Annotated in this window: 6 protein-coding genes; 1 reads left to right on the top strand and 5 read right to left on the bottom strand. The window is 53.7% G+C overall.

Annotated features, from left to right (window positions below; translation table 11 throughout):
* Window positions 1-55: 55 nt before the first annotated feature.
* Genes AC0Z7K_RS03370 through AC0Z7K_RS03355 form a run of 4 tightly spaced genes read right to left on the bottom strand, consistent with a single transcriptional unit; the run spans window position 56 to window position 11843 of the window.
* Window positions 56-529, bottom strand: coding sequence for an Imm42 family immunity protein (locus tag AC0Z7K_RS03370; RefSeq protein WP_485612781.1), 474 nt, complete (start codon window positions 527-529; stop codon window positions 56-58).
* Window positions 526-9597: a hemagglutinin repeat-containing protein gene (locus tag AC0Z7K_RS03365; RefSeq protein WP_485612779.1), complete on the bottom strand. Its 9072-nt coding sequence runs from the start codon at window positions 9595-9597 to the stop codon at window positions 526-528. Before AC0Z7K_RS03365 ends, AC0Z7K_RS03370 begins: the two co-directional genes overlap by 4 nt.
* On the bottom strand, window positions 9594-10139 hold the full coding sequence (locus AC0Z7K_RS03360; protein ID WP_485612778.1) for a toxin-activating lysine-acyltransferase: 546 nt from the start codon (window positions 10137-10139) through the stop codon (window positions 9594-9596). The genes AC0Z7K_RS03365 and AC0Z7K_RS03360 overlap by 4 nt, the downstream gene beginning before the upstream one ends.
* A gap of 9 nt (window positions 10140-10148) precedes the next feature.
* Entirely contained in the window at window positions 10149-11843 is a 1695-nt protein-coding gene (locus tag AC0Z7K_RS03355; RefSeq protein ID WP_485612884.1) for a ShlB/FhaC/HecB family hemolysin secretion/activation protein, read from the bottom strand.
* Window positions 11844-12820: 977 nt separating this feature from the next.
* Here AC0Z7K_RS03355 and AC0Z7K_RS03350 point away from each other — a divergent pair.
* A complete protein-coding gene (locus AC0Z7K_RS03350) occupies window positions 12821-13384 on the top strand; it encodes a YagU family protein (RefSeq protein WP_485612776.1) in 564 nt (187 codons plus the stop codon).
* Window positions 13385-13458: 74 nt separating this feature from the next.
* On the opposite strand, the gene AC0Z7K_RS03345 is transcribed toward AC0Z7K_RS03350, so the two are convergent.
* Window positions 13459-13791 (bottom strand): hypothetical protein, encoded by a 333-nt coding sequence (locus tag AC0Z7K_RS03345; protein WP_485612775.1) that lies wholly within the window; start codon window positions 13789-13791, stop codon window positions 13459-13461.
* Window positions 13792-14215: the final 424 nt, after the last annotated feature.

Here is a 14215-nt window from a genome sequence, read left to right as displayed (position 1 = left end):
AACTGGAACATCTGGGTTTAGCACAAACCAACCGGTGAGTAGGCACGCTGATAAACTATTTAATTTTCGTGATTATAAAACCATCACATTTCTGCATTACTAATCTATCGGCTGAAGGCAAATCTCTAATTAACCCTTCGACTGTTCCTTTAGGGAAGCGGTTTTCGCAATAACTTTTTTCAAAATCTACTGAATAAATTAAACGATCTTCATCACCGTCAAATCCTAACCAAAAAATACAACCGTAGTCATGTAATTCTGCACCATCTAACGATATTAAGTTTTTGGGCTCTCCTTCTGAAAAATTCATTTCTTCAATAGATGTACTTCCTATATCAGGGAGTTGCTTTCTAAGACCCGATTCCAAACTATCTTTTAATGAGGAAATCACAATATAAAAATCTATTGCCACCCCCTTCCCTGGAATGATTAAGTCATTGATAATGAAATTAAAAATCCCACTAGGGGAACATAGAAAATCAAGTTGTTCCAGCTGTATGGCAATTTGATACGGATTACCAATTATCATTTAATCCTCCATCCTTCTTGCTTACGTAATTGAGCCTTTGTTTTATTGTCGAGCTGCATTGGGTTCTTTGAATCACCAGTACTTCCTGACCAATGATAGGTTCCTACATTATCAGGGAAGAAGCGATGGATAGAGCCATCAATACCCATACTATAACGAGCTTTATTTCCATCAACTGATATTGAATTACCAAATAGTTCTAAAGAATTCCTTGGCTCAATACCGGCACTCGGCCGGAACCCTTGTGCACCCGGTGTGTGCTTGGTATTAGATTCAACTGTTAATCCATTATTCGCTACGGTAGGTTCAGGAATGGGTAATCGGTTATCCTTGCCACCGGCAAGATAAGCCAAATCATCCGGATTCTGCTCCGCAATCGGCGTCGTTGTAGTATTCCCCCCCACATCCGGTGCGCCATCAGTATTACCGGTATTCGTTGAATCCTGTTCTGACGGCTGATTATTACCAGTATGACTGATACTCGGATCAACCTGCTGATCTCCACCTGTATTCTTTGGAGATTGATCCGCGGTCTGGTCACCACCGGTGTTACTCGGTGCTTTGGGCTGATTCTGCGCCTCAATGATCGCCATCATCACACAACTGGTATTTGCCAGACATGCTGCACTCAGCCCCTGTTTCGCGGCTTTTGTCAGCGCCAGTGCCGTCTGGTCATCTGGATTTTGGCTGCCTGCTTCTGCCATGGCCGCTGAGCTCATGATGGCATGCGCCGTCATTTGCTGGATCAGCCCGATACCCGCCATATTATTGCTGATTTCGTTCTGACCTGCCTGCGCACCCGCCATGGCATCTGCTGAACTGCCGCCGGTCATACCGCCTGCCAGCGCTGCCGCAGCGGTGCCCAGCGTAACCAGCGTTTGTTTTTGCTCTTCGCTCAGTTGGCTGACAGGGATATCACCATACAGCGCATTTTTTATCGCTTCGCCCATCAAGGCTGTCGTCGCAGCGCCTGCTGCTCCTGCGGCGGCTGAGTTGCCCTGTGCAGCTGCTAATGCACCGGCAACCACCGCATGAGCCATCACACGACTGGATTCATCCGGCGCAACCTGCTTAATCACTTCCGCCAGATACGGCGCACTCCCGCCCGCAATCGCTTTCGCTAAATCACCGCCCGCGAGCCCCTGTATCGCCGCCGTCGCGGCCTGCAACCCTTGTTGAATGGCACTGCCGGTGCCGTATTTCGCCATTTCGGCTTTGTAGACGTCGGTCTTGCGCAGTTCGTCGGCGGACATCTCAGGATGCGCCTTTTTCGCCTCCGTCAGCCCGTTGATATCACCCTGCGTCCGCGCAATATCCATTACCTGACTGCCGATTTCGCCAATAGCTTGCGCCTCTTTCAGCCGGTTCTGCTCCTTCTCTTTATCAAAGATAGGGGAGAGGGTCTGGTTGGCGTGCTCGACGTCGCGGCTGAGCTCACCCACGTCTTGCTTCTGATTGTTCTTATCGCGGATGGTTATCGTGCCTTCACTCACCGCTGATTTCGTTGTTGAGCTGTCGCTTCCGCTGCCGTTAACGCCCACCAGCAGGCCGTTGGCCATGTTCCCCACGAACTGCCCGCCGATGTTGCCACCCGAGCTCATCCCCACGCTTTGATGTTCGACTTCATATTCGGCGCTGTTGTGGATATCGCTGAACCCTAACGTGCCGGTGTCGAGTTTGTTCAGGCTGGCATTCGCCGTCGAGCCGATAACCGCGCCGTTAAGCTGCGAGTGCTCACCGACGGTGATATCAAAGCCGCCCTTACCGGCAAAGATACCCGTCTGCTCCTGCACGCTCTCGTACGTGCTGTGCATTTTGTCCTGGCTCAGGTTAAGCGAACCGCTGCCGCCGCTCATGCTCACACTGCCGCCTGCGCTGGCGTTCTGCTGCTTCGAGTCGTAGTTGTCGGTATCCTGCTCGCTGGTCAGGGTCAGGTTACGCCCCACGTCCATCGTCACGTTCTCACCGCTGACCTGCGCGCCGGTCAGCGTCGTGTCGCGACCGCTGCTGATGGTCAGGTTATTCCCGGCGTTGACGGTGGTCTCATCATGGCTGGTGCCGTTGCCGGTCTCAGAGCCTTTGCCTTTATTGGCGCTGGCGTTCAGCGACAGGCCATTGGCCCCCTGACCGAAGTTGATGCCCACGCCTACCGACGCACCGTGGCTTTCATTTTTGCCTTCAAGCGTCTGGCTGTTCAGCCCGGAGTAAAGGTTCACGTCCCGCACGGCGCTCAGGTCCACATCTTTCCCGGCCTGCAGCTGGCTGCCCTGAACGTTAATGTCGGTTCCGGTCGCGTGAATGTTAAGGTTATTGCCCGCCGTCAGTGTGCTGCCCTGGCTCTGGTTCTGCGCGCTGGTCTGCGTTGATTTTGACGACTGGCTGCCGTAAGAGAGGTTGACACCTATCATGCTGCCTTCACTGCCGCCCGCTTCAGCCAGAGAGGCCGCCTGCGCGGCCTGTACGCCGCTGAGCGCCGATTTCATTCCCTGCAGGGCGGCCAGACGACCGCTGCTTTCCGTACTGGCATCGTTGGCGCTCGACACCGCCGTATTAATCGCGCTGCCCACCGTACCGGAAAGGGCGAGGGTCAGGCCGCTCTGTTTTTGCTCCACCGTGTGCGTCTGCGAACTCTGGTTATCTGCCGCCAGAATGTTCACGTCTTTACCGGTCAGGCTCAGGTCTTTTCCTGCCAGCACGTCTGAGCCTTTCACGGTCAGGCCGTTACCGGCCGTCAGGTTAACATTGCCCTGCGTGCTGCCGACGGTGCTGCCCGTGCTGCTCAGGGTTTTGCCATCGTCGGTGGTTTTCAGGCTGTTGGTTCCTACGCTCACGCCTATGCCACCGGTGCCGGAAAGGCCCGATTTTTTCTCGCTGTAGAGGTGTGATTCCTGCTGCTCAGTGGTCGCAGCCTGAATGTTTAGGTCGTTGCCTGCGGCAAGGCTGACATCCTGTGTACCGACCACGTTGCTGCCGGTGACGGTCAGGTCATGCCCAGCTTTCACGTTTACGCTGTCTCCGCTCAGCTGGCTGCCGCTGGCGGTCTGGTTATTGAAGCTGTCCCGCACTTCGGTGGTGGTTTTCGAGCCCAGGCTGCTGCTGCCCGTGGCTTTATAATGCTGATCGAAGGTCTCAGTATCGGTGCCGTGCTGAATGCTGATGTCATTGCCTGCGGCCACGCTGAGCTGCTGGCCGGCGGAGATATTACCCGCCGTCACATTCACATTATGTCCGGCGACCATTTGTACATCACCCGCGCCTATCACCTCACTGCCCACCTGCTGGCGGGTGGACTGGTGCAGCCAGTTATCGCCCCAGTTGAGGTTATCCGTGCTGCCGGTGGTCACCGTGTTCAGATTGAGGTCACGGCCTGCCACAACGGACGTCATGCCTCCATCGCCACTATTGATAACCTGCGCACCCGTCAGGTTGACATCGCGACCGGCCTGCAACGCGAGGGTGCCATCCGGTTGCTGAACGTAGAAACCGGCCACGCGGTCAATGGTGTTGCGGGCAAAATCGCCACCGGCACTCTCTGCGCTGCGCGTGGTGGTGAGGGCGTTAATGTCGCGACCGGCAAGAACGGACAGACTCTCGTTGCCCGAGAACATGCCGCCCACGTTGTTGATGTCGGTGCGCGCCTGCACGGCGACATCATTCCCCTGGATAAGCCCGCCCAGATTATTGATATTGTCCGCCAGGATTTGGGTGTTTTGCTGTCCGGTGATCCGGCCGCTGTTGGTCAGATCGCCGCTCAGGTTCAGACTGACATTTTTACCGGCCAGCAGTGCGCCGCTGCCATCCACATCGCCCGCCTGAACCATGGCGTACACCTGCGGAACCAGCACCTGTTGCGTGCTGCCATCGGAAAGACGGACGGTTTGCGCGACCATCCAGACCATGTCGCCGGTCATATGGCTCATCTGTTCGGCGGTCAGCGCCACGCCCAACGTCAGGTTATATTTTTGACCAAAGGCGATACCTTCGTTCATCAACGCTTTGTACTGCTCCTCATCATTTTGCGCACCCTTAAGATAGCGCTGTCCCGTCAGGGCAATGACTTGTTCGCGGATAAGGCGCTGCTCATAATACCCGTCGCCCAGACGTTTAAGCACATTGTCAGTATTGCTGGTAAAGGCATCCATCATGTAATCGGAGCCCAGCCATTTTTTCTGGTCAGTAAAGCGCGGATCGGTTTCCACCAGATAGGGGCTGGTGCTTTCCGGATGCGTGCGAAACAGGCTGTTATCCGGCAGGCGGGTGTTTGGCCCGATGGCGCGAACAACGCTTTCCGAACTCCCGGTTTTCACTTCGAATGTTTTACCGGCGGGCAGGGTAATAGCACCCGATGGTACAGACTGCAGGCTACCCGCGTTCGGCCCGGCATTCTGCATAATATTCAGACTGTCTGCACTTTGAATATTGCCGTTAATATCTACGCTCTGGTGATCCGAAACGCTCAGACCACTGCCTTGCCCCTGAGTATATTCCTGCACCGTGCTGGGTTTAAGGGTGATGGCCTGGATCACCGTCGGCGGGGCATAATCTCTGGTATCAACTTTTGACGAGTCGCCGCCTTTGCTTTGATGACGGGAATAAAAAATCGCTTTACCCACATCGTTTGTCTGCCGGTTTGCTTCGACCTCCACGTTATTAACGGTAGTCCCCTGAAGTGCCAGTGCGCCGCCGGCCACAATCTGACTCTTATCGTTAAGTACATTTTCGGCATTGATGCTGAGGTTGCCACCGGAAATGATCTTCGCCGGGTCAGTCTCTTTGACCCGGTCTTCCGTGATGGTGCGGGTGTAGGCGTAGTGGGTGAAGCGGTCACCGTCGGTGGTATGACAGATAACACCTTCAATACAAAGAATATTAACCTCATCCTGATAGATGTAGATGGTGTAATCTTTGTCGTTATAGCGCACGCCATTTTTCAGACGAGAGACCTCGTACTCAGAAATGTCTTCCTGAGAAACCAGCACATTCTCCAGTGAGAAGTGGTCATTGATATTGTTAATGTTGGCAATGTTCAACGCCATGTTACCCGCAGATTCGAGGGTTGCGCTGTGGTTGTTCAGCGTCGTGGCCTGACCGGTGGCCTGATAATCACCATTGAGTGCGCCGCCGACGGCCATCAGCCCGTCGCTGTAGATCAGTGCGTGATCGCGGTTATTGATGGTCGTCGCGCCGATATCCAGCCGCTGCCGTGCCGCAATAGTTGCTGCCTGCCCATTCTCCGCCAGGTTGTTCAGCGTGCCGGTGCCAATGGCCAGCGCGTCCCCGTAGATGCGCCCGCTGCCGATATTACTGACGGTCTGTCCGTTGATGCGGGTGTAAAAACCGTCAATAAGCCCGTAGTTGGTGACCGTCTGCGCCGCATTCACCTGCGTGGTGCCTGCGTTGATTTCTGCCGCCGCGCCATTGAAGATGTTGTTTGCCGACAAGGTGAGGGCGCTGCCAGCCTGGATCAATGACTGGTTGGTGAGATCGCCTTGTGTCGTCAGACTCAGATTGTTGTTGGCCTGGATGCTGCCGGTGTTGAGGAAGTCTTGCGCCAGATTGAGGGTCAGGTCGCCCAGCGATAAGAGTTTACCGTCGCCGGTCATTGCGTCGCCGGACAGGCGGATAAGTTTGCCCGCCTCAATATCCCCGGCGCTGTTAATAATTTGCTGAGCCTGTGCGTCCAGATTGTTTTGCGAACTGAGCAGGCCGGTGCTGTTATTGAGTACGCCGCCGAGGTTCAGATTAAGGCCGTCATCGGCCAGCATTTGCCCGTTACTGTTGTCCAGATCGGTGCCATTGAGAGTCAGCGTGTTGCCCTGGATCCCCAGCCCTGCGGCACGGGTATTTTGATTGAGCACTTGTACTGCGTTGAGGGTGACATTGGCCGCACCTTGAATGAGCCCTGCACCGTTATCAATCACCGATTGCGCCGCGCTGAGGACCATATCCCCCAGTGACTGGATTTGCCCCTGCTGGTTATTAATATCGCCTGCCGTAAGACTCAGTGCACCTTTGCTGGCAACTTGCCCTTGCTGGCTGTTATCGAAAGCGGCAGTGGTGAGTGACATTGCACCGCCGGATGCCAGCAAGCCCTGCTGGTTATTGAGGCTGGCACTGTCGAGGGTCAGAGTGTCCTGTGCGCTCAGCGTGCCGCCCCGATTATCCAGCGTAAAACCCTGCGTATTCCACTGGACGTTTTGCCCGGACTGTAATGTGCCCCATTGATTGTCCAGCGCGTGGCTCATGGCAACGATATCGCCCAGCGCCACAATCTGACCCTGCTGATTATTCACGTTCTCCGCACTGAGAGTCATTTGCCCGTTGCCAATCATCGCGCCTTGCTGGTTGTCCAGCGCACCGGCTTTTACGGTCAGATTGCCCTGACTGGTGATGCCGCCCGCGCTGCCGCTGCGGTTGTTACTCAGGGTTGCCCCCTGCGTATCCATCAGCAGATTTTTAGCGCTCTGAATAAGCCCGCCGTCGTTGTTTTGCAGGCCGTGGTTGGTCAGTGAAAGATCGCCCAGTGCGGAGATCTGACCGCCATTATTATTGAGCAAAGACGTTTGCAGCGAGGTATCGCTGCCAGCCACAACTTTGCCGCTTTGATTGTCGAATTCGCCGCTGTTAACCGATAACCTCCCCGAAGCTACAATTTGCCCCGATGAGGTGTTATCGATGCGCTGGCCGTGGGTATTAAGCGTTAATACTTCGCCGGACTGCAGTAAGCCCCCCTGATTGTTGAGCGCGCCGCTGCTCAGGGAAATAGTTTTATCGGCCAGCCATTTCCCCGCCTGATTATTCACATTGCCGGTGGTGGCCGTCAGCGATTGCGCCGCAATTTGCCCGTTGTGGTTATCAATGTCACCCGTCGCAAGCTGCATGCTGCCCGCGCTGATAATACCGCCCTGAGCACTGCTGTCAGCATTGAGTACGACTGCGCCCCGGCTGTTAAGATTTAACTCAGCCCCTGACTGGATCAGGCCGCCGCTGTTATCCACCGCGCCGCTCAGTGAGGTTAAATTCCCTCCGGCGGCAATAATGCCAGCGCTGTTGTTGAGTGTACCGTCGAGCGTCAGTTGCAGGTTATTCTGGTCAGATGCAATCAGCCGCCCTTGCTGGTTATTCAGCTGCGCGGCGCTAAGGGACAATGCGCCTTTTGAGGTGACAGCACCGCCCAGGTTATCGAACAGGCCGGTGACGTTCAGATTCATCGGCCCGCTGCCGCTTTGCGTCATCTGACCTGAGTGGTGTGAAACCGTATTAGCATTCAGCGTAATTCCTGCTGCCTGCGTCACCGCATTATCAAGGTTCAGGGCCGAACCGTTCAGGCCTAATGCACCGTTGCTGACCAACGTGCCCTGTGCGCCGTCCATCTGGCCGGTGTTAACCGTCAGCTGGCCGTCTCCGGCATGCAAAATTGTTCCCTGCTGGTTGTCCAGCGTGGCGCTGGTTAAGGTCAGATTTTTGCTGTTACTGGCGAGTGTGCCTTCACGGTTGTTAATCCCCCCGGCATGCGAGAGCTGCAGGTCCTGTTGCCCCAGTTGCTGCAGCGTGCCTTTCTGGTTAGAAAGGCGGTTCGCAGTCAGGTTAAGCTGGTCGGCGACAATTTTCCCGCCGTCGTTGTTGAGCGTTCCCCGCGTGCTGGCTGTCAGCTGATGCGTGGCGGAAAGATTGCCATTCGCTGTGCTGATATCACCGGTGCTGGCCTGCAACGTAATCGTGTCGCCATAGGTCTGGCTGCCGCTGAGATCGACAGACGTGGCACTGGCGTTCAACTGACCACCGGCCATATTTTTCCCGCCGGCCTTTAATTCACCACGGCTGGTCAGCGTTACATTCCCGGACGATGCCAGCTTGCCGTCGCTGGCGACACCGGCCGCGAGCACGCTCTGCGCGCCGCTGTTAATATTGCCTGCCGAAATTCGGGTGTCTGCGCCTGCGGCAATAAGGCCGGTGTTACTGAGGCTTGCCTGGCTTGTGATATCCGTATTGCCTGCCGCATAAACTTTGCCCTGGTTATCCACCGTCGCCGATGCGGCCAGCTGGATATTTTGCGACGCATTAATTGCGCCGCTGTTGGTCAGCGTGCCGTCTGCATTGACCACCACATCACCGGCCGACGCGCCCAGCGCACCGGCATTGTGAACGCCGACGCCGGATTCCGTCCCCATCAGGCGAATTTTGTTGGCATACATGCCGCCAAGCTGCGAAACGTCAACGGCCAGTTGTGGGCGGACGCTGCCGTCATCCGCTTTTTTATCAATGCGCTGGTGCGAAGCATCGACCTGATTACGCCCGGTCGTCACGTTCAGTTCCTTCGCCCAGATACCGGCGTTCACTTTAACGGCGCGGGAAATCAGATCAGTACTGTCCTGCTGGCTGCTATCGAGCCCGTTGCCCTGAATAACAATTTCGCCCCGGTCAACGTTGTATCCCGTCAGCTGGCCATTACTCATCTGCACCTGACCGGTGGTCAGCGTGGCGCGGTTCGCGTTAATAAAGCCGCAGCCGTTACAGGTAATGCCCGAGGGGTTGGCAATCACCACCTGCGCCTTTCGCCCGGCGACTTCAATAAAACCGTTGAGCTGGCTGGGGTCGCGTGCATTCACCTCATTGAGAATGACCTTCGCTTCGCCTTTTGCCAGCCACGGATTGCCATTAACCATCCCGGCAATTTGCGATTGGGTGTTGGCGTGTGAGTTATTGAGCACCACGCCTTTTTTATCCACATCGAACTGGCTGTAGACATTGCGTGAAACACCGGCCGCGCTGGGGGTCTGGATATTGACCTGCGGCGTGCCGTTGGCGCTGTTAATAATGGTGGGTTGCTGGCCGCCCGGCGCACTACCATCGGCGACGACACCCGCCTGCACCGGCTGGATCGCACCAAGTGCCAGCAGTAAGGCAAAACTCACGCCATGAACCTTACCAATCAGCTGGCTGAGGGTATGACCGGTCCCGGATGAAGACGACGACGCGCCTGCCCTGCCTGCACCGGCAATATCCGCCACGACCATCAGCAGGCCGCGCGCTTTGTTGAAAACAATACGGTAGAGATTCTTATTCATGACAGCGTCCTTACTGGCATTTCGATAACAGGGACAGACAGCGGGTGTGCATCACGCCAGGCTCTGGCCTGCTGATGACTGACACGGTCGCCTTTGAAATTGATGACCCGCTGGCCTTTTTCAGCCCCGCGGTGATAAAGCGCCCGGAAGCAGCGTTCGGGAAAAAGGGTATTGCAAACAAGGCGACGCATGGCCATCGTGTCGCCAAAAGGCGCAATCCAGTCACGGATCCACATACGTTCGCCGCTGGCCCAGTCACGATCCTGCACGCTGATCGCCGGTTGTGTCAGGTAGCGCTGCTCGGCAATATCGTCCAGCCACATCCAGCTTAAGAAAAACAGCGGCCTGGCGTCGCGGCTGACCAGGGCATACTGTTGTCGTTTTATGATTGGCAGAAGCACCGTCGGCAGCGCATGCAGAGGCAAGTCGCGATGCTGAGCCGAGTGCATCCATAACCAGACGGCGGCACCGAAAGCTTCAGCTTCACTCATATCCCCACCAACGATCATGGGTGAATGAATGTCATAAGACCCTATTTGCATCCCTGCCTCTCAATACTGCCAGTTGAGGTTAAAGCCCAGTGAAACCGGATCGGTGCTAAAGCCGTCGGGTTTGGAGAATGGCACGGCGGCAAACAGGTCATAACCTGTTTTAAATGCTGAACCGCGAATACCGATAGCGCCCCCGGCCAGGTGGTTGCCCACCAGATATTGCGTGCCGTTTCCGCCCACTTCGCCGTAGTCAACGCCCAGATAAAGTTCCTGCGCCGGAACCGGCGTAGCCCAGGCGATATCATTACGCACAAACCAGCCACGATCGGCGTTCAGGGTACGCTCGCCGTCAAAACCGCGCACCGTCCAGCGGTTGCCGATAGCAAACTGATCCTGCGGCGTCAGCGGTGTATTGCTGAACTGACGCTGGTATTGCACGTTGTAATGGAATTTTTGGTTAGCCAGCGCGAAGGGGATATCGAGCTGAGACGAAATTTGTACGATTTTGCTCAGTGCCGTGGCATCGCCGAAACTTTCTTCCGGCGCAGGCATTGCACCGAACCAGCGGGTGCCGCGCTGGTAACTGATGCCCGCATCCAGGGTGGCCTGAGCAATATAATGACGATGTTGCAGACCGACGCGCCATGCGGCAGTGCGACGTCGCTGCACTTCAACTTCCGTATCATCAATGTAATTTTTTGATTCGCGGGCCAGCACATCGTAAGTCAGGGTGGTTTTCTGGCTGCCGCTACGATGCAGAACGCGGCTGATCTGGAAATCGACGTTGTTGCTTTTACCGCTGTAGCGGTAGTCGCTGTTCAGACCGGCCACTGTCTGGTGGTAGTCATAACTGTTGGCCGTGAGGCCAAACATCCAGTATCCGAAAGGTACAGAATAGTGCCCGGTGATATTATCCGAACCTTTTCCGCCTTTACTCTCCAGGCTGCTGCTGCCGGAGAGATAGAAGAGATCGCTGAGTGAAAAAGGGTTATCCAGCGACAGCGTCAGACCGCCCTGATAACGCCCGGTGCTGCGGGTGCCGGAATCATCCAGCGAAGCACCCACCCTCCACATGCGTTGCTGTTTCCAGAGCAAGGCAATGTCACTTTCCCCCGGCTGACTGCCGGGCAAAATTTCCATGTTGGCCTGTACTGTAGGCAGCCGTTGTAAATTTTCCAGCCCCTGTTCGATATCGCGCAGATCTAAAAGCTGGCCTTCATGGGCGGGAAACGCGCTGTACAAGGTGATGTAGTGACCGCTGTCCGGCGTCAGTTTTACCTGGCGGACTTTACCCGGTACCACGGTCAGTTTGAGTTCGCCACTGTTGAGATCCTGCTGCGGAGCCAGCACGCGGGTTGTGATGTAGCCGTGATCCACCAGGCGGTTTTGCAACGTGCTCATCAGCAGGTTAATGCCTTTCCCGCCCAGACAGTGGCCCAGTGCCTGATTACTGATGTGCTGTAACGGCAACCAGTGTGGCAGGGTGTCTGTGCCAGAAAGTGTGACCTGCGAAATTGTAAAGCACGGAGTTTCCTGCGGGAAAATGATGCGGCCAAAACTATCAGAAGGCGGAGAAAGGCGAACGTCAGGTGCGTTGGGGGTCAGGCGTTGCTCTAATGCCCGCTGCTGTTCCTGCTGATGAATAAACTGCCGGTCACCGGCGGTCAAGGCACGTTCAGGGTTATTTCCCACAACATTTGGCACCGCTGAGTTAATCAGGGGTGTAGGTATCTCGGGGGCGGCAAACAAAGGCATTGAGCATAACGCCAGCAGGGCAAAATATGGGCGGCGACGCGTAAAAGTGGCAGGGTAAATCACAACATATCCTTATGTACTGAACGCAAAAACATCCCTTTTTATGTCTTACTTATTTTCATAAATTTACACTTTTCGTACAAAATTTCAATTAAATGGTCTGTGCTATACAAAAAATTTCAGAATTGAGATTAGTCATCATATCTCCCTTCGTGCGGATACCGTATCAAACATATTCAGGAGGCTGAACCAGACGCGCGGCTGGATCTATTCAGGGCAGTGACTTTCGCTTATCGCTATATTCAGGTAATACAATGTTGATACAAATTTTATCGAAGACAGGATTTTCTATATAAAACATACCACTACTGGATGTATTAGAATCCTGTAAGGTAAATGACTGGTGTCAGTAAAAATTAACTTCATCCTGCTTGTTACTCATTTAAGACAGATTTTCAGTATTTTGATATGATTTCATCAACAAACAACAGGGATATAATTTATGAGAATAATTTTAATTACTGCTTTGTGTTTACTATTGTCCGCCTGTACATGGGAGTCGTTATTGCGTCCGGTATCCTCCGATGTATGTCCTCAAGGAACAAACAGTATTACCCAGCAATGCAGGTGAAAAAAATAGGTGTTTTAGCGTTTATTTAGGGCGTATTTATTTAACAAATACTAATAGTGTTTCTACTTCATGAAAAAAAACAGCGGAAAGTGAAGGCTATATTCACTCCGCTTATCATATCTGAAGGTGATTGTTGTTTTTAAGGTGACAGTTAACCGCGCTTGTTGTTTATTCATTATCTCTGAAGAGTATAAAAAATATAGCAGCATCCAAAAATAAAACTCTGGCAGCAATTAATCTTAAACTACACAATTATTTACAAATATCCCAAAACCCTGATCAAGATCAACTATGACAATCTGTAAAGTTTTACCCTTAACGGAAATTTATTTGCCATTGGGGATCTATGAAAATCAAGGAATTTTTTGTTATGACTGCACCGGGCCGACGTCGTTATGGTGTAGCTCTGTTTGTCGGAATCATCGCAGGTATGATGTCTGCCTTTGTGAAATGGGGCGCGGAAGTGCCTTTGCCACCGCGCACTTTCACAGGTGGACGCGACCAGTTCAATCCGCCTTTTCTGTTCCTGAGAGATTATCTGGGTATTGATCCGACTCATACGGTTTACCAGTTTTCTGAACACATCATTAACCCTGTTCATATTACCCACATTATTTTCTCTTTGGTCTTCGCGATAGGTTATTGCCTGGTAGCCGAAGTTTTTCCGAAAGTGAAATTATGGCAGGGCGCGCTGGCGGGTATTATTGCCACCGTGTGTGTTCATTGGATCAGTTTCCCGCTGCTGGGGCTGACACCACCATTATCCGGGCTTCCGCTGGATGAATATGTGTCTGAATTAGTGGGGCACATCTTCTGGTTCTGGGCGATTGAAATGATTCGCCGTGATCTGCGAAACCGCATCACGCATGAACCAGACGCCGAAGTACCGATGAATTCACCGTTCCGTTAACATTTTCTTTTTTCCTAAGCCCGCCTGAGCTGTCTGGCGGGCTTTTTTGTCTGTGTGTTGTCAGACAGGATACGCTATCCGCTAATGGCGTCAGCGTTGATTACTCTCGCCTTTCCCAGTCCGTCATTTGCCCGTTCGCACAGCTCAAACAATACTGGCAGGACATGCGCGGTGGCTTTCAGATAAGCGCTCACCTGAAGGATACCCTCTGGCGGCAAGATCTCACCGTTCTCCAGCCCTTCACTCAGGCAGAGCAAGCCGTGGCACAGCCCTTCGGCGGATTCAGATGCCAGCGCACTGAGGTCATAGAGCTGAGTATCCTTAAAGCTGCTTATATCCATTTCGTTAATCAGCGAACGGAAGACGGTAATAGAGTTTTCTGTGAATGCGGTTTCAGTGTTAGTCATTATTTAAATTCCGTGTAAGTAAGATTAAAACGACCACCTGAGACGCTAAACTCGGGTGGCGGCTCAGACTGGGTTAGCGTACCGGCTTACACGGATCCGGCGCTTCTTGCGAAGCCCCTGCCTGAGCCACCATTATTTGGGGTGAATCAAAGCGCGCGGCATTATCACATAACGCCACCGTGTAAGTCTCGGAACGCTAACTCCGACTGCGGATTTTGCCGCAGCGAGGAGACTTTATTCCTGCCAACGAAACAAAGAAACAGGCTGGATGAATTTACAGGGAGTTGTATTCAGATTTGGAAGATGTCTCGCAAAGGTGGGGCTATTAATCGTTGAGTGTTTAGCCGATAAGCCCTTGTGTCACGAACGCTTCTACATGATGCCATTCGATAAATTGCTCCAGCTCTTGTAGTAATTATCACAT

It is taken from the genome of Rahnella sp. 1L-D-7-B-C2 (assembly GCF_057290995.1).
The sequence above is the reverse complement of the archived record's forward strand: the minus strand, read 5'-3'. Positions and strand labels throughout refer to the sequence as shown.